The sequence below is a fragment of the Kitasatospora sp. NPDC051853 genome (genome assembly GCF_044452665.1).
Classification (GTDB): Bacteria; Actinomycetota; Actinomycetes; order Streptomycetales; family Streptomycetaceae; genus Kitasatospora.
Genome location: NZ_JBITBY010000003.1, coordinates 527,411 through 551,162 on the forward strand (window position 1 = coordinate 527,411; position 23,752 = coordinate 551,162).

The 23,752-nt window shown below is 74.0% G+C and carries 26 protein-coding genes and 1 tRNA gene; 11 read left to right on the forward strand and 16 right to left on the reverse strand.

The window, feature by feature from the left end; all coding sequences use genetic code 11:
* Positions 1–77: 77 nt before the first annotated feature.
* Both ACIA8O_RS11390 and ACIA8O_RS11395 read left to right on the forward strand, forming a co-directional pair.
* Positions 78–278, forward strand: a complete 201-nt coding sequence (locus ACIA8O_RS11390) for a hypothetical protein (protein ID WP_396293428.1) — start codon at positions 78–80, stop codon at positions 276–278.
* Between the two features lie 139 nt (positions 279–417).
* Positions 418–1,305 (forward strand): tyrosine-protein phosphatase, encoded by an 888-nt coding sequence (locus ACIA8O_RS11395; protein WP_396293429.1) that lies wholly within the window; start codon positions 418–420, stop codon positions 1,303–1,305.
* 5 nt (positions 1,306–1,310) lie between these two features.
* Here ACIA8O_RS11395 and ACIA8O_RS11400 read toward each other — a convergent pair whose 3' ends face one another.
* The 4 genes from ACIA8O_RS11400 to ACIA8O_RS11415 all read right to left on the reverse strand — a co-directional run bounded on the left by ACIA8O_RS11400 (position 1,311) and on the right by ACIA8O_RS11415 (position 4,092).
* Positions 1,311–2,276 (reverse strand): RNA polymerase sigma factor SigF, encoded by a 966-nt coding sequence (locus ACIA8O_RS11400; RefSeq protein WP_396293430.1) that lies wholly within the window; start codon positions 2,274–2,276, stop codon positions 1,311–1,313.
* 158 nt (positions 2,277–2,434) lie between these two features.
* Positions 2,435–3,241 (reverse strand): RNA polymerase sigma factor SigF, encoded by an 807-nt coding sequence (locus tag ACIA8O_RS11405; protein ID WP_396293602.1) that lies wholly within the window; start codon positions 3,239–3,241, stop codon positions 2,435–2,437.
* A 309-nt stretch (positions 3,242–3,550) separates the two neighbouring features.
* On the reverse strand, positions 3,551–3,844 hold the full coding sequence (locus tag ACIA8O_RS11410; protein WP_396293431.1) for a Dabb family protein: 294 nt from the start codon (positions 3,842–3,844) through the stop codon (positions 3,551–3,553).
* 83 nt (positions 3,845–3,927) lie between these two features.
* Positions 3,928–4,092 carry a hypothetical protein gene (locus ACIA8O_RS11415; protein ID WP_396293432.1) on the reverse strand — a complete coding sequence of 55 codons (165 nt, stop codon included), beginning with the start codon at positions 4,090–4,092 and terminating at the stop codon, positions 3,928–3,930.
* A gap of 516 nt (positions 4,093–4,608) precedes the next feature.
* Here ACIA8O_RS11415 and ACIA8O_RS11420 point away from each other — a divergent pair.
* On the forward strand, positions 4,609–5,046 hold the full coding sequence (locus ACIA8O_RS11420; RefSeq protein ID WP_396293603.1) for a very short patch repair endonuclease: 438 nt from the start codon (positions 4,609–4,611) through the stop codon (positions 5,044–5,046).
* Here the strand turns inward: ACIA8O_RS11420 and ACIA8O_RS11425 are convergent.
* A complete protein-coding gene (locus ACIA8O_RS11425) occupies positions 4,988–5,722 on the reverse strand; it encodes an HNH endonuclease (RefSeq protein ID WP_396293433.1) in 735 nt (244 codons plus the stop codon). The genes ACIA8O_RS11420 and ACIA8O_RS11425 overlap by 59 nt on opposite strands.
* 96 nt (positions 5,723–5,818) lie before the next feature.
* Between ACIA8O_RS11425 and ACIA8O_RS11430 the strand changes: the two genes are divergently transcribed.
* The gene (locus ACIA8O_RS11430; protein WP_396293434.1) at positions 5,819–6,874 is read left to right on the forward strand and encodes a DNA cytosine methyltransferase; all 1,056 of its coding nucleotides are present in this window, start codon (positions 5,819–5,821) and stop codon (positions 6,872–6,874) included.
* On the opposite strand, the gene ACIA8O_RS11435 is transcribed toward ACIA8O_RS11430, so the two are convergent.
* The 3 genes from ACIA8O_RS11435 to ACIA8O_RS11445 form a co-directional block, all read right to left on the reverse strand.
* Positions 6,866–6,955, reverse strand: a tRNA-Ser gene (locus ACIA8O_RS11435). The genes ACIA8O_RS11430 and ACIA8O_RS11435 overlap by 9 nt on opposite strands.
* Positions 6,956–6,999: 44 nt before the next feature.
* Positions 7,000–7,497, reverse strand: a complete 498-nt coding sequence (gene tadA, locus ACIA8O_RS11440) for a tRNA adenosine(34) deaminase TadA (protein ID WP_396293435.1) — start codon at positions 7,495–7,497, stop codon at positions 7,000–7,002.
* 33 nt (positions 7,498–7,530) lie between these two features.
* Positions 7,531–8,082 (reverse strand): hypothetical protein, encoded by a 552-nt coding sequence (locus ACIA8O_RS11445; protein ID WP_396293436.1) that lies wholly within the window; start codon positions 8,080–8,082, stop codon positions 7,531–7,533.
* A 554-nt stretch (positions 8,083–8,636) separates the two neighbouring features.
* Here ACIA8O_RS11445 and upp point away from each other — a divergent pair.
* Positions 8,637–9,272 (forward strand): uracil phosphoribosyltransferase, encoded by a 636-nt coding sequence (gene upp, locus ACIA8O_RS11450; protein ID WP_345287119.1) that lies wholly within the window; start codon positions 8,637–8,639, stop codon positions 9,270–9,272.
* Between the two features lie 90 nt (positions 9,273–9,362).
* Here upp and ACIA8O_RS11455 read toward each other — a convergent pair whose 3' ends face one another.
* The 4 genes from ACIA8O_RS11455 to ACIA8O_RS11470 all read right to left on the reverse strand — a co-directional run bounded on the left by ACIA8O_RS11455 (position 9,363) and on the right by ACIA8O_RS11470 (position 12,691).
* On the reverse strand, positions 9,363–10,040 hold the full coding sequence (locus tag ACIA8O_RS11455) for a LytR C-terminal domain-containing protein (RefSeq protein ID WP_396293604.1): 678 nt from the start codon (positions 10,038–10,040) through the stop codon (positions 9,363–9,365).
* A 220-nt stretch (positions 10,041–10,260) separates the two neighbouring features.
* Positions 10,261–10,557, reverse strand: a complete 297-nt coding sequence (locus ACIA8O_RS11460) for a type II toxin-antitoxin system VapB family antitoxin (protein WP_104817069.1) — start codon at positions 10,555–10,557, stop codon at positions 10,261–10,263.
* A gap of 154 nt (positions 10,558–10,711) precedes the next feature.
* Entirely contained in the window at positions 10,712–11,869 is a 1,158-nt protein-coding gene (locus ACIA8O_RS11465; protein WP_396293437.1) for a hypothetical protein, read from the reverse strand.
* A 93-nt stretch (positions 11,870–11,962) separates the two neighbouring features.
* A complete protein-coding gene (locus ACIA8O_RS11470; protein ID WP_396293438.1) occupies positions 11,963–12,691 on the reverse strand; it encodes a rhomboid family intramembrane serine protease in 729 nt (242 codons plus the stop codon).
* 67 nt (positions 12,692–12,758) lie between these two features.
* On the opposite strand from ACIA8O_RS11470, the gene ACIA8O_RS11475 reads away from it, so the two are divergent.
* Entirely contained in the window at positions 12,759–13,277 is a 519-nt protein-coding gene (locus ACIA8O_RS11475) for a YbhB/YbcL family Raf kinase inhibitor-like protein (RefSeq protein ID WP_396293439.1), read from the forward strand.
* Between the two features lie 252 nt (positions 13,278–13,529).
* Entirely contained in the window at positions 13,530–14,564 is a 1,035-nt protein-coding gene (pyrB, locus tag ACIA8O_RS11480; RefSeq protein WP_396293440.1) for an aspartate carbamoyltransferase, read from the forward strand.
* 21 nt (positions 14,565–14,585) lie between these two features.
* On the opposite strand, the gene ACIA8O_RS11485 is transcribed toward pyrB, so the two are convergent.
* Complete coding sequence (locus ACIA8O_RS11485; protein ID WP_396293441.1) at positions 14,586–15,284, reverse strand: nucleotidyl transferase AbiEii/AbiGii toxin family protein; 699 nt, start codon at positions 15,282–15,284, stop codon at positions 14,586–14,588.
* 57 nt (positions 15,285–15,341) lie between these two features.
* On the opposite strand from ACIA8O_RS11485, the gene ACIA8O_RS11490 reads away from it, so the two are divergent.
* The gene (locus ACIA8O_RS11490) at positions 15,342–15,548 is read left to right on the forward strand and encodes a KTSC domain-containing protein (RefSeq protein WP_396293442.1); all 207 of its coding nucleotides are present in this window, start codon (positions 15,342–15,344) and stop codon (positions 15,546–15,548) included.
* On the opposite strand, the gene ACIA8O_RS11495 is transcribed toward ACIA8O_RS11490, so the two are convergent.
* Entirely contained in the window at positions 15,541–16,155 is a 615-nt protein-coding gene (locus ACIA8O_RS11495) for an HhH-GPD-type base excision DNA repair protein (RefSeq protein ID WP_396293443.1), read from the reverse strand. The genes ACIA8O_RS11490 and ACIA8O_RS11495 overlap by 8 nt on opposite strands.
* Before the next feature lie 91 nt (positions 16,156–16,246).
* Complete coding sequence (locus ACIA8O_RS11500) at positions 16,247–19,465, reverse strand: BTAD domain-containing putative transcriptional regulator (protein ID WP_396293444.1); 3,219 nt, start codon at positions 19,463–19,465, stop codon at positions 16,247–16,249.
* 260 nt (positions 19,466–19,725) lie between these two features.
* On the opposite strand from ACIA8O_RS11500, the gene ACIA8O_RS11505 reads away from it, so the two are divergent.
* Positions 19,726–20,589, forward strand: coding sequence for an NAD(P)-dependent oxidoreductase (locus tag ACIA8O_RS11505; RefSeq protein ID WP_396293445.1), 864 nt, complete (start codon positions 19,726–19,728; stop codon positions 20,587–20,589).
* Between the two features lie 83 nt (positions 20,590–20,672).
* Here the strand turns inward: ACIA8O_RS11505 and ACIA8O_RS11510 are convergent, their stop codons facing one another.
* On the reverse strand, positions 20,673–21,083 hold the full coding sequence (locus ACIA8O_RS11510) for an organic hydroperoxide resistance protein (RefSeq protein ID WP_396293446.1): 411 nt from the start codon (positions 21,081–21,083) through the stop codon (positions 20,673–20,675).
* 122 nt (positions 21,084–21,205) lie between these two features.
* Between ACIA8O_RS11510 and ACIA8O_RS11515 the strand changes: the two genes are divergently transcribed.
* Positions 21,206–21,676 (forward strand): MarR family winged helix-turn-helix transcriptional regulator, encoded by a 471-nt coding sequence (locus tag ACIA8O_RS11515; RefSeq protein WP_396293447.1) that lies wholly within the window; start codon positions 21,206–21,208, stop codon positions 21,674–21,676.
* An 80-nt stretch (positions 21,677–21,756) separates the two neighbouring features.
* Positions 21,757–23,748, forward strand: a complete 1,992-nt coding sequence (locus ACIA8O_RS11520) for an ABC1 kinase family protein (RefSeq protein ID WP_396293448.1) — start codon at positions 21,757–21,759, stop codon at positions 23,746–23,748.
* Positions 23,749–23,752 lie beyond the last annotated feature (4 nt).

Below are 23,752 nucleotides of genomic sequence, written 5' to 3' on the forward strand. Positions count from 1 at the left end.
CAGTGCTGCCATCGGCCACCACGAACGAGGGGGTCCGGGGTGTCCCTCGACCTGCGGGGTTGGCTAGAGTCCGTGGCATGGCTGACAACGACTACGACCCCGCCGGCAGCACCCAGATGTTCCGGGCCTTCGTCGACGAGGCCCCGGCCCCGCAGGCCCCCGGTTCGGTGACCACCTACGGCAGCACCGGCGGCAGCAGCCGCACCGGCCTGATCGTCGGTCTCGCCGTGCTCGGCCTGGCGGTCCTGGGTGCCGTCATCTGGCTGGCCGTCAAGTGACCTCCGCGTAGCGGCGCGCCGGACGGCGTGCCGCTACGCACCGTCCCGCCCGCCGGGACGCCCTCCGGGGTGCGGATCCGCCCGCCTAGACTGGCGCGGACGATCCGTACGCCTGTTCCACCCTGCCCCGGAGGCCCCCGTGACCCAGTCCGTCGAGCAAGCCCGCAGCCTCGGGCTGGCCGGTGCCTCCAACGCCCGTGACCTGGGCGGCTACCGCACCGCCGACGGCTCGCTGGTGCGCCACGGCGTGGCGCTGCGCGCCGACGCGCTGCACCGGCTGACCGAGGAGGACGGCGCGGCGCTGATCGCCGCCGGAGTCCGCCGGGTGGTCGACCTGCGCAGCTTCGGCGAGGTCCGGGAGGCCGGGGCGGACCGCATACCCGGCCTGCCGGTGGCCGGCCTGGCCGAGCTGGAGCGGGCCGAGGGCACCGCCGCCGCCCTCACCGTGGAGGGCGGGCTGACGCTCCACCACCTGCCGGTCTTCGCCGCCGACTTCGACGTCTACGTGGCCCTGCGCGACGCCCTCGCCGACCGCGACCCGGCCCGCCAGCGCGAGCTGCTCGGCAACGGCCGGGCGGCCGGCATCATGACCGGCCTCTACCGCTGGTTCGTCACCGCCCCCGAGGCCCGCGAGCGCTTCGCCGAGGTGCTGCGGCTGCTGGCCGCGCCGGACGGCCCGCCGGTGCTCTTCCACTGCTCGGCCGGCAAGGACCGGACCGGCTGGGTGGCCGCCCTGGCCCTCACCGCGCTCGGCGTGGACCGCGGGACCGTCTACGAGGACTACCTGCTCACCAACGACCGCTCCGCCCGCGTGGTGGACCACCTGATGGAGAGCTTCGGCACCTCGGGCCTGATGGAGGACCCCTCGCTGCTGCTCCCGGTGCTCCGGGCCGAGCGCGAGTTCCTGGACGCCGCCTTCGCCGAGGTGGACGCGGGCTGGGAGTCCTTCGACCACTTCTGGCGCGACGGCCTCGGCCTGGACGACGCCGTCCTGGCCGGCCTGCGCGCCAACCTGCTGGAGCCGTAGGCCCGCTACTCGCCGGTCAGCCCGTTCCGCAACTGGCTCAGGGTCTTGGTGAGCAGCCGGGAGACGTGCATCTGCGAGATGCCGATCTCCTCGCCGATCTGGGACTGCGTCAGACCGCCGAAGAACCGGAGCATGATGATCCGGCGCTCGCGCGGCGGCAGCTTGGCCAGCAGCGGCTTGAGCGACTCGCGGTACTCGACGCCCTCCAGCGCCAGGTCCTCGTAGCCGAGCCGGTCGGCCAGCGGACCGTCGCCGTCCTCCTCGCCGGGCGTGGAGTCCAGCGAGGAGGCGGTGTACGCGTTCCCCACCGCGAGGCCCTCGACCACGTCCTCCTCGCTGACGCCGAGGAAGACCGCGAGCTCGGCCACGGTGGGGGAGCGGTCCAGCTTCTGGGAGAGCTCGTCCCCGGCCTTGGTGAGGGCCAGCCGCAGCTCCTGGAGCCGCCGCGGCACCCGGACCGACCAGCTGGTGTCCCGGAAGAAGCGCTTGATCTCGCCGACCACGGTCGGCATCGCGAAGGTGGGGAACTCCACCCCGCGCTCCGGGTCGAAGCGGTCGATCGCCTTGATCAGGCCGATCGTGCCGACCTGGACGATGTCCTCCATCGGCTCGTTCCGGCTGCGGAAGCGGGCGGAGGCGTACCGGACCAGCGGCAGGTTCAGCTCGATCAGGGTGTCGCGGACGTAGGTGTGCTCCTCGCTGCCCGGCTCCAGCCCGGCCAGCCGGGCGAACAGCGAGCGCGAGAGCGTCCGGGTGTCCAGGCCCTTCTCCGGGGCGGGGCGCCCCTGCGCGGTGCCCGCGGGGGCGGCCCCCTCGGCTGCCGGCCGCTCCGCCGTCGACCGCTCGGCCGTCGCCTGCGAGGGGATCTCCACCACGACCACCAGCGGCTCGGGTACCGGCCCCGGCACCGCCACGGACGCGAGCGTGGCGGCCGTACCGTGGCCCTCCGCGCTGCCCAACTCTGCGGACATGCTCCACCCCCTCGTGACCGACTGTACAACGGGCACTACCCAGCGACAGTTCCCGGCTTCGGACTACCCCTCCAGCTCCATACCGGCCCAGGCGCCCCGGCAAACCCGAACGTCGCAAGATGTCACGCCGCAGTGACGCACGGCTACCCGTCGCGGCGTCACTCCTCCCAGGAGTTCCCGGTCCGCAGACGGGTCAGGATTCTGGACAGTAGTCGGGACACGTGCATCTGCGACATACCGAGCTCGGTGCTGATCTGGGACTGCGTCAGGTTCGCGAAGAACCGGAGCATGATGATCCGCCGCTCCCGCTCGGGCAGTTGCACCAGCAGGTGGCGCACCATGTCCCGGTGCTCCACGTCGGCCAGCGCCGAGTCCTCGTAGCCCAGCCGGTCCAGCAGGGCCAGCCCGCCCTCGTGCTCCTGCGCCGCCTCCAGCGAGGCCGCGTTGTACGCCCGCCCGGCCGCCAGGCAGGCCCGGACGTCCTCCTCCGGGATCCGCAGGTTGGCCGCGATCTCCGGCACCTTGGGCGAGCGCCCGTGAGTGACCGTCAGCTCCTCCATCGCGCCGCTGACCTGGACCCAGAGCTCCTGCAGCCGGCGCGGCACGTGCATGGTCCGGACGTTGTCCCGGAAGTACCGCTTGATCTCGCCCAGGATGGTCGGCAGCGCGTACGTCGGGAACTGCACGCCCCGGGTCGGGTCGAACCGGTCGATCGCGTTGATCAGGCCGATGGTGCCGACCTGGACGATGTCCTCCATCGGCTCGTTCCGGCTGCGGAAGCGGGTCGCCGCGTACCGCACCAGCGGGATGTTCGCCTCGATCAGCGCCGCCCGCACCCGGTCCCGCTCCGGGGCCCCCGGCGGCAGCTCCGCCAGCCGCTCGAACAGCACCCTGGTCAGCGTCCGGACGTCCACCTGCCCGCGGGCGGTGCCGCCCGCACGCACCTCCGGCGCCGGCTCGCCCACCGCCTCGGGGGGCCGCACCTCGCCGGCCTCCGGCGCACTGCTGTCCTGACTGTCCTGCGTCCGCACGGCCACGCCACCCCTCCCACGCCCTGTGTCCCGGACCACCGGTCGTGGTCCGCTGCCCGTTGCTCGCCAGGTCCGGCAAAAACGGTCATAGCATCACAAGTCGTGCACATCGTGAGCAAGCACCCGTCGTAGGCGTGTTGGCGGATAGTCAGGAGAGCTGCCGGGGTACGGAACGGCCCCCCGGCGCGGTGAACGCCAGGGGGCCGAAGGGTACTTGGGGTACGACCTGTCCGTCGGCCGGCCTCAGACCTCGATGTCCGCGATCACCCAGGTGGCGAACTCACGCCACTGCCCGGCGGCCGCCTGATGGGCCGGGTGGCCCAGGTACGCGGCCAGCGCGTCGCGGTCCTCCACCAGGCTGTTGATCGCATAGTCGTACGCGATGTCCCGCTCCGTGGTGTTCCAGCCGCACTCCCACTCGCGCAGCTCCGGGATCAGCCCGCCGAGCTCGTCGAACGCCTTGGCGCCGGCCACCGCGCGCTCGTCGTCCTTGGTGACGCCGTCGTTGAGCCTGAACAGGACCAGATGCCGAATCACGATGCCGCTCCCAGCGGGTCGAGGGTGTGTGCTGTGCGCGCCCACCGTAGCCCCCGCCCGCCCGGCACCGCCCTCCCCGTCCGCTAGCTGACCAGCCCCGTCATGAACGTCCCGACCGCCTTCGCCGCGTCCGAGATCCCCACGAACCCCGACTGCACCAGCTCGGCGGCCCGGGTCGGAGAGGTGATCACCGTGTAGATCACGAAGATCAGCAGCATCCACATCCCGATCTTCTTCGCCTGCGCCACCCTGCTCGCCGCCTCCCGCTAGCCCACCTGGCCCACCACCCCGAGCAGCTTATCGACCGGACGGCCCATCAGGTCAGCACCCCGTTCACCCCCCGGGACGAAGGTCCCCCCAGAACGGGCCCTTCTCCGCTCGCCCCTCCCCACCCCGTCCAGCAGGATGGAACACGTACCGAGGGATCTGGCAGGAATCCCCGGTACGAGGACCGGAGCTCCCCGCTGTGGGACCGGGCGTCGTGGCTTCCCCCCGACACGACCCCGGTTGTGGGACCTCCGCCCGGGGCAGCCGTCCGTCCCCCCGGGACGGCTGCCCCCTCAACAGGCCTCGCACTCACCCCGGGCCACGGTGGTCAAAGCCCCGAGTGCGGGGCCTCTTGCATGCCCGGGCGGTGTGTCCGCCCGCCGCTCCATACTTGGCCCTGACCGATCGGTTCTGGGTGCGGGGAGCGGTACATGGGGAGCGACGGCTGGACGCCGCCCGAGGGTTCGTGGGCGTCATCGGCGGCCAACCGGAAGAACATGCAGGCGATCCGGAGCCGGGACACCGGACCGGAGCACGCCATCCGCTCCCTCCTGCACGCGGCCGGCCTCCGCTACCGGGTCTGCGCCCGTCCGCTGCCCGACCTCCGCCGGACCGCGGACATCGTGTTCCGGCCGGTGAAGATCGCGGTCTTCGTCGACGGCTGCTACTGGCACGGCTGCCCCGAGCACTACGTTCCACCGAAGACCAACCCCGGTTACTGGTCCGACAAGGTCGCCCGGAACATTGCCCGAGACCGGGACACCGACAGCCGGCTGGCCGAGGCAGGTTGGACGGTGCTGCGGTTCTGGGAGCACGAGCCGGCGGCCGAGTGCGCGGTCCTCATCGCAGACGCCATCGCGCTGCGACGAGCCGCCGTCAGTCCTGGTCCGGGATCTCCTCGGACGGGCGGAGCAGGTCGTACAAGCGCCCCTTGAGGTCCTCCCGCTGGGCGGCGGGGAGCTGCCGGTAGAGCCCCCAGACCCGTTCGCCCTCGCTGGCCGTCCGGGCGTCGTGGACCATCCAGGCCAGTAGGTCCTGCTTGCTGCGGAGCGGGAGCGAGGTGATCCGGTGCCACACGTCACCGCCCCCGAGCTGCGGGCCGGTGAACTCCTGAACGGCCTCGTTGCACCGGGCGCATTCGGTGACCAGGTTCTCCGGGGAGGAGAGGCCGCCCGAACCATGCCCCACCACGTGACCCATGGTCATCCTGGCGTGCACCGACGGGGCCTCGGGGTACGGCTCCCCGGCTCCGATGCCGCAGCGCCGGCAGCGGGAGCCGTCCCGCTCCAGGACGAGGCGGCGTGTCTTCGCGCTGATCCGGCGAAGCCCGGCCGCCCGGTGCTCCGCCTCCCAGACGGGGTGGCCGATCGTCTCCAGGTACAGCTCGTCGGGGGCGAGGTCCGGCTTGTCGCGGCAGGTCCTGATGACCCAGCCCGCGGGCCGGAGGTCGCGCATCCGGCGGTCCACCTGCTCGGTGCCGGTGATGGCCGCGCGGATGTCCTTCTTCCTGAAGGTCGTACCGACGCCCTGCTCCCTCAGCCACAGTGCGACGCGCACCCGGGTTCCGAGGGATTCGTTGCGCCAGTCCATGGCGTCGTTCAGGGAGCTCACCGGTCCTTGGCCAGGCGGAAGAGCCCATCACTCCTCCGGGTGGTTATACCGTAGGCTGCCTTTCCTTGCCGCGGCAAGCTGCGGCAACCTGCTCCCATGCAGGAGAGTCGTGACGCCCAGTCCGTGGCTGCCGAGGCCCTGAGGCCCGCGGTGCTGGAGATCTGCGCGGGCGCTGGCGGCCAGGCGATAGGCCTTGAGCGGGCAGGCTTCAGACATGTGGGCCTGGTCGAGCTGGACGCGGACGCCTGCGAGACCTTGCGGGCCAACAGGCCCAGCTGGCCCGTCCTCCAGTGCGATCTGCGCGAGTACAAGGGGGAGGGGGTGGCTGGTCCGCGCCTCGACCTGTTGGCGGGCGGAGTGCCGTGCCCGCCCTTCTCGCTGGCGGGGCGTCAGCTCGGCCCGGCGGATCCGCGCGACCTGTTCCCGAGCGTTCTGGACCTCGCGGGCATCCTGCGGCCGAGGGCCATCATGATCGAGAACGTCAAAGGGCTGCTCTCCCCCAAGTTCGATGCCTACCGGTCCGGTATGGCTGCGCGCCTCCGCGAGCTGGGGTACGAAGCGGGCTGGCGGCTGTTGAACGCCTGTGACTTCGGCGTTCCCCAGCTTCGCCCCAGAGCGGTGCTGATAGCCCTCCTCGAGTCGCTCCACCAGTGGTTCCGCTGGCCGGAGGCGTCCCTCGCGCACGGCCGCGTCACGGTCGGCCAAGTCCTCCGCGAGTCGATGGCAGCGGGCGGCTGGGAGCAGGCCGCCGCCTGGGCCGGCATCGCCGACCAGGTGGGTCCCACTGTCTGCGGCGGGTCGCGCAAGCACGGCGGGCCGGATCTGGGGCCCTCGGGGGCCCGGAACGCCTGGGCCAGGCTCGGGATCAACGGTTCGAGTCTCGCCGACCAGGTCCCCCGGCCGGGAGATCCTCTGCCGGTCCGGCTGACGACGGCTCAGGTGGCCCTGCTGCAGGGCTTCCCCGAAGACTGGACCTTTGCGGGCAACAAGACCTCCCGCTACCGCCAGATCGGCAATGCGTTCCCGCCGCCGGTCGCGGAAGCCGTCGGGCGCTCGCTGGCCCCGGTCCTGCTGCCGGGGCTGGCTGCGGCGCAGGAAATGCCGAAGGGCCCCGATCCGGTGGATCGGGGCCCTTCGGGCTTGTGGCGGTAGCGGTGGGATTCGAACCCACGGTGAAGTTGCCCCCACACACGCTTTCGAGGCGTGCTCCTTTGGCCGCTCGGACACGCTACCGAGACGAGACTCTACCGGACGGGGTGGGCTGGGACGAAATCCGTTCAGCGGTGGGTGTCGAACCAGGTGCGGAGCTGGTCGGCGCAGGTGGTGGCGAGGACGCCGGGGATGACCTCGGGGCGGTGGTTGAGGCGGCGGTCGCGGATGAGGTCGAAGAGGGAGCCGGCGGCGCCGGCCTTGTCGTCGAGGGCGCCGTAGACGACGCGGTCGAGGCGGGAGAGGACGATGGCGCCGGCGCACATGGTGCAGGGTTCGAGGGTGACGACGAGGGTGCAGCCGCTGAGGCGCCACTCGCCGAGGGCGGCGGCGGCCTGCCGGATGGCGACCACCTCGGCGTGGGCGGTGGGGTCGCCGACGGCCTCGCGTTCGTTGTGGCCGCGGCCGAGGACGGTGCCGTCGGGGCCGAGCACGAGCGCCCCGACCGGTACGTCGCCGGTGGCGGTGGCGAGTGCGGCCTCGTCGATGGCGAGGCGCATCGCGTCCGTCCAGCGGTCGCGCACCGGGTCGGGGCGTACGGGGGCCGGGAGTGGGGCGATCTGCATGGGACCAGTGTCGGGCACGGTGCCCTCAGGCCCTCAGCGGACCGCCTCCAGGACCTCGCCGCAGCCGATCGCCTCGGCGATCTCGCCGAGTGCGTCGCCGGGCAGGGCGCCCTCGCCGCTGAGTTCGCGCAGGCCGTCGGCGGCCAGGCCGAACTCGGCGAGGAGTTCGGCGTCGCCGAGCGGGCCGATTGGGACGCCGTCCTGGCCGGTGGCGGTGGACTCGTCCTCGTCCGAGGAGTCGTCGTCCGCCTCGGCGTCCTCGTCGAGGTCGACCAGGCGGTCGAGCTCGTCGAAGTCGTCGGCGCCGCGGTCGAGGAGTTCGTCGGTGAGGATCGAACCGTAGGAGCTGCGGGCGGCGGCGGCGCCGTCCGAGACGAAGATCCGCGGATCGTCCTCGCCGTCCACCCGGAGGACGGCGAACCAGGCGTCCTCCTGCTCGATGAAGATCAGGACGCTGTCGTCGTCCTGGGCGGCCTCCCGGGCCAGGTCGGCCAGGTCGGTCAGGGTCTCGACGTCGTCCAGTTCTGTCTCGCTCACGTCCCACCCGCCGGAGGTGCGAGCAAGCACTGCAGCGAAGTACGCCACCAGGGACTCTCCCAAGATTGGTCTCGGCTGTCGGCGATCTCGGACGGGCGCGGCCTGGCCGCCCCCGCGCCGGGGTGGCCCGCTGTTCGGACCGTCCCTCCGGCATCGTGACAGAAAGCCCGGCGCTGCGGGGAGTGTTCGGCAGCGCGTCTTCGCAGGTCGTGTCGGAATGACCGGCGCACCGTCAGATTCGGAAGGTTCGCATCCGGAGGGCTTCGCGCATCCTGCGCTCCTTGGTGCGCCGTGGCTGGACCCTGGCGCGGAGCTCGCGGGCCTCGGCCAGCTCGCGTAGGAAGACCGCGCGCCTGCGGCGGCGTTCGGCTTCGGTCTCGTGCGGGACCTCGGGCTCCTCTGTCGAGCGAGGCCCGGGTGCCGGGGTGCTGCTCTTCATAAGGTCCGACTTTCCCAGATGTGTCCGGTAAATACCACAGCTGGTACGCGGCTTCGGGGAGCGGTCGCGGTGGGTCGTCGGAGGGGAGGGCGAAGCCCGCAGGTGGGGAGGGGTGCGGCCCGGCTGGTCGTACGGGTGTGCCGATGCCCGTTATGGTCGGAACATGCGTCTCCATGTCGTCGACCACCCCTTGGTGGCCCACAAGCTCTCCACCCTGCGTGACGAGCGCACCGACTCGCCGACCTTCCGTCGGCTCACCGACGAGCTGGTCACCCTGCTCGCCTACGAGGCCACCCGGGACGTCCGGACCGACGAGGTGGAGATCACCACCCCGGTCGCCGTCACCACCGGGACCAGGCTCAGCTACCCGCGCCCGCTGGTGGTGCCGATCCTGCGCGCCGGTCTCGGCATGCTGGACGGGATGACCCGGCTGCTGCCGACCGCCGAGGTCGGCTTCCTCGGCATGGTGCGGAACGAGGAGACCCTGGAGGCCTCCACCTACGCCACCCGGATGCCGGACGACCTCTCGGGCCGTCAGGTGTACGTGCTGGACCCGATGCTGGCCACCGGCGGCACGCTGGTCGCGGCGATCCGGATGCTGATCGAGCGGGGCGCCACCGACGTCACCGCCGTGGTGCTGCTGGCGGCGCCGGAGGGCGTCGAGGTGATGGAGCGTGAGCTCGCCGGTCTGCCGGTCACCGTGGTGACCGCGGCGGTGGACGAGCGGCTGAACGAGAACGGCTACATCGTGCCGGGCCTGGGCGACGCGGGCGACCGCCTGTACGGCACCGCCGGCTGAGGCACGGGAGCACGAGAAGGGCCCCACCCCCGCGCGGGGATGGGGCCCTTCTGACGTGCGGTCAGCGGTCGCCGGTTCAGCGGTCGCCGGTCAGCAGCTGCCGGGCAGCGGGCTGGGGGTCGGCGAGGGCTTGGTGGCCTCGGCCAGCGCGGCGGCGGCCTGGTTCGGGTCGAGCAGCGCGGTGAAGGCGTCGCCGACCACCACGTCCACCGAGCCGTCCACCCGGGTGTCGGCCGACTTGGTGGCGCCGCCGACCTGGGAGGCCAGCAGGGTGGCGCCGCCGAGGCCGCCGGGGCCGCTGATCACCTGGACGGTGGTGGTGGGCAGCTTCTCCACGTTGGCGGGGGCGTTGCCGACCTTGCCGATGGTGAAGCCGCGCTTCTTGAACTCCTCGGCGGTGCGCGCGGCCAGGCCGGACTTGGCGGTGGCGTTGTAGACGTTCACCGTCACGGCGTTCGGCTGCGGGACGGCCGTGGAGGTGGCGCCGGCGGCGGGGGAGGCGGCCGGGCTGCCGGCCGGTTCGGGGGCGGCCAGCGGTTTGCCGGAGACGGAGGCGCCGGGCGAGGCGCAGGCCTGGGCGGTGCCGCCCTTCTTGCCGGAGAAGATGTCCACCAGCTGCACGCCGCCGAGGGCGATCAGCGAGAGGGCCAGCAGTGCGCCGACCGCGGCCAGGATCTTGCGGCTCTTCTTCGGCGGGCGTCCAAGGCGGGGGTAGGAGTTACCGGTGATCCGGTACTGCTTCCCCTTCAGTCCCTGGGGAGTCAACATGCTCACGGGTCGGTCTCCCCCTCGTGCCAGGGCAAGGGTCGTCGGCGGGTACGGCCGACGGGGCGGATCGCCGGAGTCTGCGGCCGTAATCAGCAGATTAGTGCCACTCCCGGCCCGGAGGTACTAAATGATCATCATCTGGAGTACGCGGGCACTCGAAAGGATGTACCGGCGCCCGAACGGACGACGGCAGCGGGTCCCACGCGAGGGTGACGGGAGGTCAGTCCATCTCGAGGACACGGGCGTGCAGCACCTGGCGCTGCTGGAGTGCGGCCCGGACCGCGCGGTGCAGGCCGTCCTCCAGGTAGAGGTCGCCGCGCCACTTCACCACGTGGGCGAAGAGGTCCCCGTAGAAGGTGGAGTCCTCGGCCAGGAGCGTCTCGAGGTCCAGCTGGCCCTTGGTGGTGACCAGCTGGTCCAGCCGCACCGGGCGCGGCGCGACGTCCGCCCACTGGCGGGTGCTGGTCCGGCCGTGATCCGGGTACGGCCGTGCGTTGCCGATGCGCTTGAAGATCACACGGAAAGCCTACCGTCACGCCGCCCCGGGGCACAGCAAGCGCGACCCGGCCCGCGTTCGGTGATTCATAGGGAATACATAGGAAACGCCCCTTTTTGGGATGGTTGTCCTGACGATCCGTTCGCGGGGCCTCCCGGGGGGCGGTGGGCCCGGGTCAGCCGTGCAGGGCCTGGCCGATGCGGTCCATGGAGCTCAGGCGCATCAGGCCGTAGTTGTAGAACTCGACCTCCGGGACGCCGAGTTCGCGCAGGACGGCGATCTTGGCGGCCAGGTTGGCGGGGCCGTCGCAGTCCTCGGTCATCGGGCGGAGGATGACGGCCATCTCCTCGGGGCGGACGCCGTGCACCGCGAAGGCGGCGACCTTGTCGCGGACGGCCTCGGGGGTGCGGGCGTAGCCGAGGGTCTCGACCTGGTGGACGCCCTTGGCCAGGGCGGGCAGGTCGATGCCGGAGAGCCAGCCGGTGCCGGGGCCGCCGCCGTCCATGAAGCTGAGCCGCATGCCGTCGGCGGCGGCCGCCTCGGCGACCTCGGTGGCCAGCGAGGTGACGGTGCGGGCGGAGGCGTCCACGTAGGCGGCCACCGCGCCGTCGGCCAGTCCGTCCAGCGGGGCCGGCTCGGCGGCCCGGTCCTCGTCGGCCAGGCGGGCCCGGACCTCGGTGCGGACGGCGGCCCGGACGGTCTCCGCGTCCGGGCCGAAGGCGGCCCGGCAGTGCTCGCAGAAGCAGAGGCCGAGCAGGGCCTCGGTGACCGGGCCGAGCTGCTCGAAGTAGCGCTCGTGGTGGTAGCCGTGGCGCAGGCCGTGGAAGTGCAGCGACTCGGCGCGGATCGCGTCGACGCCGTAGCGGGCGAACTCGCCGACCAGGGTGGTGGCGTACTCGCGGACCTCGGGGTTGGCCGGGCAGAGCTCGGTCAGGTGGCGGTCGCCGAAGGCGTTCTCGGGCGAGACCTCGGGGTGGCGGAAGCCGAGCCGGTCGTTGTGGCAGAAGACCGTCCAGGCGTGCAGCTTGAGCCCGCGCCGGCCCGCCTCCTCGGCGGCCTCGGCGAACGGGTCGCGGTCGCCGATCGCGGTGGAGGGCAGCGGGGTGAGCCGGCGGCCGGCCCAGCGGGCCGGGTCGGGGCGGAAGTAGGCGGCGCCCGGCTCCAGGTAGCGGACCACCCGGTGCGGGTTGTGCGGGAAGACGTCGCGGGCCTCGTGGTAGACCGAGGCGAGGGTGACGCCGCCGACCCCGGCGCGGTCGGTGAGGTTGCCGAAGAAGGTCTCGGGCCCCTCGTCGAGCAGGTCGGTGGCGAAGGCGAGGACGGACGAGTCCACGGGGCGGCTCCGGACGGGTGGTGCGGGCGGATGCGACCACGCTAACCGGGGGGGCGTTGAATGGTCTATACCTCCAGCGGTGGCACGTCGGGTCTACAGCCCCAGGTCGTCCAGCTCCTTGAGCAGCTTCTGGCGCTCGGTCAGGGCCGCGGAACCCTCGGCGGGGGCGCTCCCGGGGCGGGCGGACTGGGCCGGGACGGGGGCGCTCGCCGGGGCGGTGGAGGCCTTCGGGCGGCGCTCGCGGAAGATCCACGCGCCGGCCAGCCCGCCGAGCAGCCCGCCCAGGTGGCCCTGCCAGCTGATGCCGGGCGTGCCGGGCACGGCAGTGGTGAGGATGTAGGCGAAGGAGGCACCCATCACCACGCCGATCAGACTGTCGATCAGGTTCCGGTCGATCAGGCCGCGCAGCACCACGTAGCCGAAGTACCCGAAGACCAGCCCGCTGGCGCCGATGGTGAGCGACCGCTCCGGGGAGAACAGCCAGATCGCCGCCCCGCTGGTGACGGCGAGCAGCGCGGTCAGCCCGAGGAAGCGCTTGACGCCCCGGTAGGCGGCGAGGAAGCCGAAGATGAAGAGCGGCCCCGAGTTGCCTTCCAGGTGCGCCCAGTTGACGTGCAGGAAGGGCGCGGAGACCAGGTCCGGCAGCGAGCCGGGCTCACGGGCCCGGATGCCGCCGTCGACGCTCAGCTGGTAGTCCGTCAGCCAGTTCACCAGGTGCAGCGCCCACACCAGGCAGAGCACCCCGAACATCACGTAGAACGCCCGTCGGGCCTCGGCGACCATCCGGCCGTAGTCGGGAGCGGGAGTCTGTTCGGCTGCCATGCCCAGAACTCTAGAGGTCATAGGCTGCGTGGTGACCCCCGCCGCCGAAGTCGAGGAAGGTTCCGCGATGAGCCCGCGCCCGCCGCTGCCGTACGAATTCCTGCCCCCGGTCCCGTCGTTCGAGCTCACCAGCGCCGATCTCACCGAGGGCGGCACCATGCCGGACGCCCAGGTGTACGGGGCCGGGAACACCTCGCCGCAGCTGGCCTGGTCCGGCGCCCCGGAGGGGACGCTGAGCTACGCGGTGACCTGCTACGACCCGGACGCGCCGACCGCCAGCGGCTGGTGGCACTGGCTGGCCGTCAACCTCCCGGCCTCCGCCACCGGGCTCCCGGCCGGGGCTGGCGCCTCGGACGGGACCCTGCCGGGCGGGGCGTTCCACGTCCGCAACGACTTCCCCGGCCACCGCTACGACGGTGCCGCCCCGCCGCCCGGCCCGGCCCACCGGTACGTCTTCGCGGTGCACGCGCTGGACGTGGCAGAGCTCGACCTGACCCCGGACACCCCGGCCGCCGTGGTGGGCTTCCACCTCACCCACCACGCGCTCGGCCGGGCGCTGCTCACCGTCGAGTACGCACGGCCTTGACCTGCGGCGCCGGGGGGGGGGGGGCCCCCCCCCGCCCCCCCCCCCGCCGGCCCCCCCCCCGGCCACCCCCCCCCCCCCCCCGCCCCCGCCCGCCGCCACCCCCCCCCCCCGCCCCACGCCCCCCCCCCCGCCGCCCGCCCCCCCGGCCCCCCCCCCCCCCCCCCCCCCCCCCCCCCCCCCCCCCCCCCGCCCGGGTCCCGGCCAGTAAACTGGCGCCGTCCAGCGCGTCGCCAGAGGGAGAACCCAGCCGCCATGTCACTGACCGGGAAGCACATCCTCTCCAGCGACCAGTTCGAGCGGCAGGATCTGGAGCGGCTCTTCCAGCTGGCCGACCTGCTGGTGCCGGTGGCCCGCGGCGAGCAGGTCACCCGGGTGCTCGAGGGCGCCGTGATGGCCAGCCTGTTCTTCGAGGCCTCCACCCGCACCCGGCTCAGCTGCGAGACCGCGTTCCTGCGCCTGGGCGGCGGGGTCACCTCCACCACCGGCACCGAGGTCACCTCGATCGCCAAGGGCGAGTCGCTGGCCGACACCAGCCGGGTGGTGACCGGCTACGTCGACCTGGTGGTGATGCGTCACCCCGAGGTCAGCTCGATCCACGAGTTCGCCGCCGCCACCAACGTCCCGGTGATCAACGCCGGCAACGGCGCGGGCGAGCACCCGACCCAGGCGCTGCTGGACATGTTCGCCCTGCACCGCGAGTTCGACCGGCTCGGCAAGCCCATGGACGGCCGCCGGATCGCCCTGGTCGGTGACCTCAAGCACGGCCGCACCGTGCACTCGCTGGTCAAGCTGCTCTCCCGCTACCAGGACATGACCATCGTCTGCGTGGCCCCGGAGGAGCTGGGCATGCCCGAGTACCTGCTGGAGCTGGCCGCCGAGCGCGGCCACCGGGTCGAGGTGACCGACCAGCCGTCCCTGGGCCTCAAGGACGCCGACCTCGTCTACACCACCCGCCTGCAGACCGAGCGCTTCAAGGACCGTCCGCTGCCCTACAGCGACGACTTCCGGATCGACAGCGCCCTGGTGAACCGGGTCTGCCGGGAGGACGCGGTGATCATGCACCCGCTCCCGCGCGACTCCCGCCCCGGCTCCAACGACCTCAGCGCCGACCTCAACCGCGACCCGCGGCTGGCCGTCTTCCGCCAGACCGACGCCGGCATCCCGACCCGGATGGCGCTCTTCGCCTCGGTGCTCGGCGTCGCCGACGAGATCGCCGGCTCGCTCCGCCCGGCCCGCTGGTACCGGCCGGAGTACACCGGGCCGGACGACGCGCCGTTCTACAAGTGACGTTCCGGGAGTGACGGCGGCTCAGGAGCCCTCTTCCTCGTCGTCCTCGACGGGCGGTTCCTGATGCTCCATCAGGCGCTCCGTGAGGTCGTCCAGCCAGCCCTGCGCCCAGTCGCGCAGGGCGGCTGACTCCCCGGCGGTCAGCCCCGTCCGGGCGTGGTCCCGCTCCTCGCGCCACCCCGCCTCGGCCAGCCGGGCCTGCAACTCGGCCGGGTCCAGGCCCGGTTCACCCGTGTGGCGGCGGCCCAGGGTCTCCAGCTCCGGGTACGACCACTGGTCCGCCAGGGCGAACAGGTCCGCCAGGTCCCGGGGCAGCCCCCGGTCGACCAGTGCGCGGACCTTCGTCCCGGCCAGGTCCGCCAGGGCCAGCACCGGCCCGTCCGGGCCCGGGTGCGGGGGCTGCCAGAAGTTCTCCTTCCGCAGCTCCACCCCGTACTCCTCGCCCGTCCCCGGATCGGCCGCGGTCAGCGCCGAGGCCAGCGGGTCGTCCACCAGGACCCGGACGGTCCAGCCGCGGGCCAGCAGTTCGGCGGCCGTCCGCGCGGTCAGCTCCTCCAGCGGCACCGGGCTCGCGGTCGCCAGCTCCACCGTGCGCACCGGGCGGTCCGGCAGGCCGTGCGCGAGGGCGGCGCAGTCGCCGCCGAGCACCAGCGGGAAGCGGGTGCCGAGCGCCAGCAGATCGGCCAGCAGCCGCCGTCCGGTGTCCGTCATGGGTGACATGGCGTCAGTATCGCCGGGCTCCGGTCGCCCCGCTCATACTGGGAGGAGGAGCACCCCGTGAAACGCGAACCCGTCGAATCCAGCTGCCTCTCCTCCGTCGGCCACCGGGGCACGACGCTGGAGCTGGAGTTCCGCAGCGGCTCGGTCTACGAGTACGCGGACGTGCCCGAGGCGGAGTACCGCGGGCTGCTCGCCGCGCCCAGCCTCGGCCGGTACTTCCACGCGCACATCCGCGACCGCTACCCGTACCGCAGGATCAGCTGACCATCCCGGCCTTCGCTGCCTTCGCCGCCTTCTCGGCCTTGGCCGCGGCCTTCATCTCCTGCTTGTGCGCCCGTACCCGTGCCAGCGAGTCCGGCCCGGTGATGTCCGCCACCGAACGGAAGCTCCCCTCCTCGCCGTACGCCCCCGCCGCCGTCCGCCAGCCCTCCGGCCGCACCCCGTACTGCTTGCCCAGCAGCGTCAGGAAGATCTGCGCCTTCTGCCGCCCGTAGCCCGGCAGCGCCTCCAGCCGCTTCAGCAGTTCCGCCCCGGTCGAGGCGCCCCGCCAGACCGCCGCCGCGTCCCCGTCGTACTCGGCCACCAGGTACTGGCAGAGCTGCTGCGTCCGCTTGGCCATCGACCCCGGGTACCGGTGCACGGCCGGCGTCCGCGCGCACAGTGCCACGAAGCCCTCCGGGTCGTGCACGGCGATGGCGTGCGCGTCCAGGTCATCCCCGCCCATCCGGTCCAGGATCACCCGGGGCCCGCCGAACGCCTTCTCCAGCGGCACCTGTTGGTCCAGCAGCATGCCGATCAAGGCCGCCAACGGGCTGCGCCCCAGCAGCTCGTCCGCCTCCGCCTGCTGCGCCAGGTGCACCTCGGTCGCCATCGCCGCCTCCTCGTCCGTCGCTGCGGCCCAGCGTAGGTGCGCCCACCGGCCCTGCCGGGGTGCCGCTCCGAGGGCTCGCCGAGGGGCTGTCTCAGGGCACCAGGGCGGTGTGGGGGAGGCGGGTGCCCTCGGTGTGGTGGGCGGTGAAGGCGGCGGGTCCGAGGGCGGTGCGGGCGAGGGCGGTGACGCGGTCGACGTCGGTGCGTTCGGCCGGGGGGAGCGGGGCGCCGACGGCGGTGCGGGTGGCGGCGGCGCAGCCGAGGAGCCGGGCGGCGGTGGGGTGGTCGCCGGTGGCGGCGGCGGTGCCGGCCAGGCCTTCGAGGGCGAGGGCGAGGGCACGGGGGTCACCGAGGGCGCGGGCGACGGCGAGGCCGTCCAGGTGGTGGCGGCGGGCGGTGTCCGGATCGCCCGACTGCTCGGCGGCGAAGCCGAGTTCGGCGAGCAGGAGGGTGGTGACGGGGCCGTAGCCGGCCCGGCCGCCGTACGCGGCGAGGAGGCGGTGCAGGCGGGTGGTGGCGGCCTGCGGGTCGCCGCCGCGGCGTTCGCCCAGGGCGAGGCCGACCTCGGCGTTCAACTCGCCCGCGCGGTGGCCCTGTTCGACGGAGAGGCGGCGGGCCTGCTCGTGCAGGGCCCGGGCCCCGGCGAGGTCGCCGGTGAGCAGGGCGGTCCGGCCGAGGCTGGAGAGGCGCTTGGCCTGCTCGGTGCGCAGGCCGAGCCGTTCGGCGGTGGCGAGGCCGGCCCGGTGCAGGCGGGTGGCGGTGCGGTAGTCACCGGCGATCTCGGCCAGCGCGGCGAGCGGGAAGACGTTCTGCAACTCGCCCCAGGCGTCGCCGAGTTCGCGGAACGACCGGGAGCTCCGCTCGCCGTCGGCCCGGGCGGCGGCCAGCTCGCCCCGCCCGAGGGCGTGCCGGGCCCGGACGCTGAGGGCGGCCGCGGTGGTCCAGTGGTCGACGGCGGGGGCGGTGAGGGCGGCGGTGATGAGGTGTTCGCTCTCGGCGGCGTCGCCGTTGCCGAGCTGGGCCCAGCCCAGCAGCCAGGTGAGGTGGGGGAGTTCGGGGGTGTCCGGGTGGCGGGCGAGCAGGTCGCGCAGGTGCGGGCCGTCGGCCTCGGCGCCGCCTTCGAGCAGGGCGATCGCGGCCAGCCGGACGGCGGTGGCGGGGTGGTCGCCGAGGGCGAGGGCGGCGGTGAGGGCGCGGCGGGCCTCGGCGTAGCGGCAGCGGAGCACCCAGTACCAGGTGAGGGCGCCGACCAGGGCGTGGGCGGCGGCGGTCCGGGCGGGTTCGGGTCGGGCGGGTTCGGGTCGGGCGGTGGCGGGCGTGGCGGTGGCGACGGTGGCGTGTTCGACCGCGCGGCGGAGCTCGGCGGACTCGGTGTCGAGCAGGGCCAGGGCCCGTTCCTGGTCGTGGCCGCGCAGCAACGGGTCGTTCACCAGGGCGAGCCGGGTGTAGTGCTGGAGGTGGCGGTCGCGGGTGGCGGTGAGCTCGCCGTGCTCGGCCAGCTGTTCCAGGGCGTAGGCGCGGACGGATTCCAGGAGCCCGTAGCGGGGTCCGCCGACCCGGTCGGCGAGGGTCAGCAGGGAGCGGTCCACCAGCCGGCCGAGCAGCTCGGGGACGGCGGAGGCCGGTACGCCGGGGCCGGAGCAGAGGGCGGCGGCGGTCTGCGGGGTGCAGCCCTCGGCGGTGACCGCGAGGCGGCGCAGGACGCCCTGCTCGGCCGGGGTGAGCAGGCTCCAGCTCCAGCCGATCACCGCGCGGAGGGTCTGCTGCCGGGCCGGGGCGCCGCGACGGCCGCCGGTGAGCAGGTCCAGCCGCTGGTCGAGGCGGTGGTCGAGCCGGGCCAGCAGGCCGTGCACCCCGAGCGTGCGGGCCCGGGCGGCGGCCAGTTCGAGGGCGAGTGGATTGCCGTCCAGGCGGCGGCAGAGCCGGGCGACGGCGGCGGCGTTCTCCTCGTCGAGGGCGGCGCCGGAGTGCCGCAGGAAGAGCCGGGCGGCCGCCGAACCGCCCACCTCGGCCAGGTCGTCGTCGGCCGGGACGGGCAGGGGCGGTACCTGGTACGGGAGTTCGCCGTCCAGGTCGAGGGGCTCCTGGCTGGTGAGCAGGGCGTGCAGCCCGGGGGTCGAGGCCAGCAGCGGGCCGAGCAGATCGGCCACCGCCCGGGTCAGGTGCTCGCAGTTGTCGAGCAGGAGCAGGAGTTCGCGTCCGCGCAGGGCCTCGTGGAGCCGGGCGGCGGGGGACGGGGCGGGGCCGCGCCGGTCGGTGCGCTCGGCCTCGACCCCGAGGGCGGCGAGGACGGCCTCGGCGACCGCCCCGCTGTCGCCGGCCGGGGCGGGCGCCAGGGCGGCGAGCTCGACCAGCCGGGCGCCGTCGCGGTGGCCCGGCGCCGCCTCCCGGGCGGCGGCCAGTGCCAGCCGGGTCTTGCCGATGCCGCCGGGGCCGGTCAGGGTGACCAGCCGGCCGGCTCCGAGCAGCTCCCGGATCTGTGCCAACTGGCCATCGCGGCCCAGGAGTCCGGCGACGGGGGCGGGGAGGTGGTCGGTGCGGGCGGGAGCGGGGGGAAGCAGTGCGGGGTCGCGACGGAGGATCTGCCGGTGGAGGGCGGCCAGGGCCGGCTCGGGGTCCAGGCCGAGCTCCTCGGCGAGGGCGCGGCGCAGCTCGGTGTAGGCGTGCAGCGCCTCGTCCTGGCGTCCGGCGCGGTACAGGGCGCGGAGCCGGGCGGCGCAGAGGCGCTGGCGCAGCGGGTGACGGATGGTCAGTTCGGCTAGGTGGGCGAGGAGTTCGCGGTGGTGGCCGAGGTCGAGCCGGGCCTCGGCCAGCTCCTCCTCGGCGGTGAGGCGGGCCTCGGTGAGCCCGGCCGCCGCGGCGAGGGCGAACGGCCGGTCGGCGAAGTCGGCGAAGGCCGGGCCGCGCCAGAGCTCCAGCGCCTCGGTCAGCAGCCGGGCCCGCTCGGCGGGGCGCGAGGCGGGGACGGTGCGGGCCTCGGTGGTGAGGGCGGTGAAGCGGGCCGCGTCGAGCGTCACGGCGGCGGCGTCGATCCGGTAGCCGGCGGGGCCGGAGAGCACCAGGGCGCGGGCGCCGGGTTCGGCGGCGTCGAGGACGCGGCGCAGGTGGGAGAGCTTGCCCTGCAGGGCGTTCAGCGGGTGGGCGGGGAGGCGGTCGGGCCAGAGGTGGTCGAGGAGGCGGTGCGGCGGGACCGGGCGGCCGGGGTCGGTGAGCAGGACGGCCAGCAGCGCGCGGACCTTGGCCTCGGGCACCCGCACCGGCACGCCGCGGTCGGTCCACGCCGCGACCGCCCCGAGCACCCCGAACCTCATGATCGCCACCCTAACCGCGAGTGGTCGCCCCGGGGGCGCGAGGAACTGCGCGAGGGGGAACGGCAACACGTGCAACTGGCTGACGTGCCCCGATCCCACACCGGGCCGCCTTCCGAACTCGCGCAGTTCCCCGCGCCCCGGGGTGACCACCGACCCCGGCGCAGCCACTTCCGTCGGGACCGACAGTGAACCGGCAGTGGGGGACGGGACGGTGAGGGCAGCGAACGGACGGGCCGTTCGCCGGAAACGGAGGACCTCCCATGACCAACGTCACCGTGCTCGGGCTCGGCAACCTCGGCCAGGCCCTGGCCGCCACCCTGCTGACGGCGGGTCACCCCACCACCGTCTGGAACCGCTCCCCGGAGAAGGCCGCCGGGCTCGCCGGCCGGGGCGCGGTCCCGGCCGCGTCCGCGGCGGGCGCCGTGGCCACCGCCGACCTGGTGGTGGTCGCCCTGCTGGACTACCCGACGGTGCACGACGTGCTCGAACCGCTCGCCGGGGCGCTGTCCGGCCGCACCGTGGTCAACCTGACCAGCGGCACCCCCGAGCAGGCCCGCACCCTGGCCGCCTGGGCGGAGCGGAACGGCGTCCGCTACCTGGACGGCGCGGTGATGGCGGTGCCGCAGACCGTCGGCACCCCGGAGGCCTTCCTCTTCTACAGCGGCTCCGCGCAGGCGTACGAGGAGCACCGCGACCTGCTCGCCCTGCTGGGCGAGCCGCGGCACCTGGGCGAGGACCCGGGGCTGGCGCTGCTCCAGGACATCGCCCTGCTCAGCGGGATGTACGGGATGTTCGCCGGGCACTTCCAGGCGGTGGCGCTGGGATGGACGGCGGGCCTGTCGGCCGTCGAGGTGACGGCGCAGCTGGTGCGCTGGCTGACGGCGCTGCTGCCCGCGCTGCCGCACTTCGCCGCGGAGATGGACTCCCGGGACTACACCACCGAGACCTCCAACCTCGCGATCAACGCGACCGGCCTCGGCAACATCCTCGCCGCCACCGAGCGGCAGGGGGTGCCGGCCGGGCTGCTCGCCCCGCTGCAGGAGCTGTTCCTCCGTCAGCTGGACGCCGGCCACGCCGCGGCCAGTCTCTCCCGGGCGGTGGAGGAGCTGCGGGCCGGGGCGTGAGGCGGCAACGCCGGGGCATGGGGCGGCAACGGGGGAAGGCCCGGACCGCGGGGGCGGTCCGGGCCTTCCGGCGTGGCGGTCGGTCACTCGACGACGAGCTCGACCGGGATGTTGCCGCGGGTGGCCTTGGAGTAGGGGCAGACCTCGTGGGCCTGCTTCACCAGGAGGTGGCCGGTCTCGTTGTCGAGGGCCTCGGGCAGCTCGACGCGCAGGACGACGGAGAGGCCGAAGCCGGAGTCGTCCTTGCCGATGCCGACCTCGGCGGTCACCGAGACGTCGCCGGTGTCGACCCGGGCCTGGCGGCCGACCAGGCCGAGGGCGCTGGCGAAGCAGGCGGCGTAGCCGGCGGCGAACAGCTGCTCCGGGTTGGTGCCCTCACCGGTGCCGCCGAGGGCCGGCGGCATGGCCAGGGCGAGGTCCAGCTGCCCGTCGGAGCTGACGGCCCGGCCCTCCCGGCCGTTCGCGGTGGCCACGGCGGTGTAGAGCGCGCTCATGTCGACGTTCCCTTCGGTCTGTCCTGCCGGTGGGGTCCGGCGGTCCTCCTGACGGGCTCAAGTAGAGCACACAATTAAATTGTGCACAACTGAATCGTGCGGGGTGGCGCTACGCTGGACCCATGACCAAGCCGCCCACCGAGCTGCCGGACGAGGACTTCCTCCGGCTCGACAGCCAGATCTGCTTCTCGCTGCACGCCGCCTCGCGCGCCTTCAACGGCGTCTACCGGGTGATCCTCAAGGACCTCGGGATCACCTACCCCCAGTACCTGGTGATGCTGGTGCTCTGGGAGCAGGGCGCGCTCCCGGTGAAGCGGATCGGCGAGCACCTGCGACTCGACTCGGGCACCCTCTCCCCGCTGCTCAAGCGCCTGGAGGCGGCCGGCCTGATCCGCCGCGAGCGCAGCCCGGAGGACGAGCGCTCCGTCGTCGTCAGCCTCACCGGGGCGGGGGCGGAGCTGCGCGCCGAGGCCGTCGAGGTGCCGCGCCGCATCCTGGCCGCCACCGGCCTGCCGGTCTCCGAACTCGCCTCCCTGCATGCCCAGCTGGCCAGGGTGACGGCGGCCCTGGGCGCGGCCGGCGCCGAGGGCTGAAGGTCGGGGCCCGAGGGCCGGGGCCGCCCGCTTCGCAAAATCTGATGATCTCTCAGATCGTCGGTGGTGGAGTGGCCTCCATGACCTTCACCTTCCTGGCCGCCGTCGTCGTGGGCGTCGCGGTCAACACGGCGCTGCTGGCCTCCGGGGCCCGCCGGCTGCTCGACACCCGCTTCTCGCTGCTCCGGGCGGTGACCGCCGGAACGGTCGGCCAGTTCGCGGCCAGCCCGGTGATCGACGGGCTGCTGGGCCCGGTCGACCCGGAGCGCAGACCCGGCCTGGCGGTGCTCTACGTCGGCCTCGGCTGGGCCGTCGCGCTGCTGATCGCGATGATCGTCCTGGTGCTCTGGGAGGCGTTCGCACCGGCCGGCGGCACCACGCTGCTCGGGTGGCTCCGCGGGCTCCGGGCCCGGGTCCAACGGACCCGCCGGTACTGGCAGTTCACCCGCATCCTGGTCCGCAACGGCCTCGGCCCCGAGCTCCGGGGCCGGGGCCGGGGCCGGGTCGAGGGGGAGGCCGACCAGGCCCGGCTGGCCCGGGCGTTGAGCGTCGCGCTGGAGCAGGGCGGCGTCACCTTCGTGAAGCTCGGCCAGGTGCTCTCCACCCGCCGCGACCTGCTGCCGCCCGCCTTCGTCGAGGAGCTCTCCCGGCTCCAGGACGGCGCCGCGCCCGTCCCCTGGGCGGAGCTGGAGCCGGTGCTGCGGGCCGAACTGGGCGCGCCCGTCGAGGAGGTGTTCGCCGAGTTCGACCGCGAGCCGCTGGCCTCCGCCTCGGTGGCCCAGGCGCACACCGCCCGGCTGCGCACCGGCGAGGCGGTGGTGGTCAAGGTCCAGCGCCCGGGGATGGCCGCCACCGTGGAACGCGATCTGGAGATCGTCGGGAGGCTGGCCCGGACCGTCCACCGCCGCGGCGGCTGGGGCCGGTCGATCGGGGTGGCCGGGCTGGCCGAGGGCTTCGCCACGGCACTGCGCGAGGAGCTGGACTTCCGGGTCGAGGCGCGGAACATGACCGCGGTGGCCGCCGCCGCGGACGCCCGGGGCGGCGCGCAGGCCGGTTCGGTGCGCGTTCCGCGTCCGTACCAGGACCTGTGCTCCGAGCGGGTGCTGGTGATGGAGCGGCTGGTGGGCATCCCGTTGGCCAAGGCCGGTCCGCTGATCGAGGAGGCGGGCCTGGACCGCCGGGTGCTGGCGCGCGAGCTGCTGGAGGCGGTGCTGCGGCAGATCACCCTGGACGGGGTCTTCCACGCGGACCCGCACCCGGGCAACGTGCTGCTGCTCGCCGACGGCTCGCTCGGCCTGCTGGACTTCGGCTCGGTCGGCCGTCTCGACCGTGAACTGCGCGCCGCGCTAGGCCGGTTGACCGTCGCACTGAACCAGGCCGACCCGGTCGGGATGACCGACGCGCTGCTGGAGGTGACCACCCGGCCGGAGGGGCTGGACGAGTCCGCGCTGGAGCGTGACCTCGGTGCCTTCATGGCCCGGCACCTGGGCCCCGGGGCCGCCCCGGACGTCCAGCTGTTCGCCGCGCTGTTCCGGCTGGTGGCCCGCCACCGGCTCACCGTGCCACCGGAGTTCGCCGCGGTCTTCCGCGCCCTGGGCACCCTGGAGGGCGGACTCGCCCAGCTCGCACCGGGCTTCGACCTGGTCGCCGAGACGCGGTCCTTCGGCGAGCGGCACCTCACCGAGGCGCTCCGCCCGGCCTCGCTGAAGCAGACCGCCGGGGACGAACTGCTCTCCATGCTCCCGATGTTGCGCAGGCTGCCGCGCCGGCTGGACCGGATAGCCGGGGCGATGGAGGGCGGCCGCTTCGGCGTCAACGTCCGGCTGCTGGCCGACGAACGGGACCGGCGTACCGTCACCGGCCTGCTCCACCAGGTCCTGCTCACCGTGCTCGCCGCCACCTCGGGGGTGATGGCCGCCCTGCTGGTCGGGCTGGAGGACGGGCCCACCCTGGACGGCCGGATCACGGTCCACCAGTTCCTGGGCTACTGCCTGCTGGTGGTCGCCTCGGTGCTCGCCCTGCGGGTCCTGGTCACCGTCTTCCGCCCGCACCGCGACCAGGGCCTACGGTGAGCGG

Excerpts from the sequence above, each read along its gene's own strand:
- ACIA8O_RS11390 (WP_396293428.1), top strand. The coding sequence starts at position 78 with ATGGCTGACAACGACTACGACCCCGCCGGCAGCACCCAGATGTTCCGG.
- ACIA8O_RS11400 (WP_396293430.1), bottom strand. The coding sequence starts at position 2,276 with ATGTCCGCAGAGTTGGGCAGCGCGGAGGGCCACGGTACGGCCGCCACG.
- ACIA8O_RS11420 (WP_396293603.1), top strand. The coding sequence starts at position 4,609 with ATGCAGGCGATCCGGAGCCGGGACACCGGACCGGAGCACGCCATCCGC.
- ACIA8O_RS11430 (WP_396293434.1), top strand. The coding sequence starts at position 5,819 with ATGCAGGAGAGTCGTGACGCCCAGTCCGTGGCTGCCGAGGCCCTGAGG.
- tadA (WP_396293435.1), bottom strand. The coding sequence starts at position 7,497 with ATGCAGATCGCCCCACTCCCGGCCCCCGTACGCCCCGACCCGGTGCGC.
- upp (WP_345287119.1), top strand. The coding sequence starts at position 8,637 with ATGCGTCTCCATGTCGTCGACCACCCCTTGGTGGCCCACAAGCTCTCC.
- ACIA8O_RS11455 (WP_396293604.1), bottom strand. The coding sequence starts at position 10,040 with ATGTTGACTCCCCAGGGACTGAAGGGGAAGCAGTACCGGATCACCGGT.
- ACIA8O_RS11470 (WP_396293438.1), bottom strand. The coding sequence starts at position 12,691 with ATGGCAGCCGAACAGACTCCCGCTCCCGACTACGGCCGGATGGTCGCC.
- ACIA8O_RS11475 (WP_396293439.1), top strand. The coding sequence starts at position 12,759 with ATGAGCCCGCGCCCGCCGCTGCCGTACGAATTCCTGCCCCCGGTCCCG.
- pyrB (WP_396293440.1), top strand. The coding sequence starts at position 13,530 with ATGTCACTGACCGGGAAGCACATCCTCTCCAGCGACCAGTTCGAGCGG.
- ACIA8O_RS11485 (WP_396293441.1), bottom strand. The coding sequence starts at position 15,284 with ATGTCACCCATGACGGACACCGGACGGCGGCTGCTGGCCGATCTGCTG.
- ACIA8O_RS11495 (WP_396293443.1), bottom strand. The coding sequence starts at position 16,155 with ATGGCGACCGAGGTGCACCTGGCGCAGCAGGCGGAGGCGGACGAGCTG.
- ACIA8O_RS11500 (WP_396293444.1), bottom strand. The coding sequence starts at position 19,465 with ATGAGGTTCGGGGTGCTCGGGGCGGTCGCGGCGTGGACCGACCGCGGC.
- ACIA8O_RS11505 (WP_396293445.1), top strand. The coding sequence starts at position 19,726 with ATGACCAACGTCACCGTGCTCGGGCTCGGCAACCTCGGCCAGGCCCTG.
- ACIA8O_RS11510 (WP_396293446.1), bottom strand. The coding sequence starts at position 21,083 with ATGAGCGCGCTCTACACCGCCGTGGCCACCGCGAACGGCCGGGAGGGC.
- ACIA8O_RS11515 (WP_396293447.1), top strand. The coding sequence starts at position 21,206 with ATGACCAAGCCGCCCACCGAGCTGCCGGACGAGGACTTCCTCCGGCTC.
- ACIA8O_RS11520 (WP_396293448.1), top strand. The coding sequence starts at position 21,757 with ATGACCTTCACCTTCCTGGCCGCCGTCGTCGTGGGCGTCGCGGTCAAC.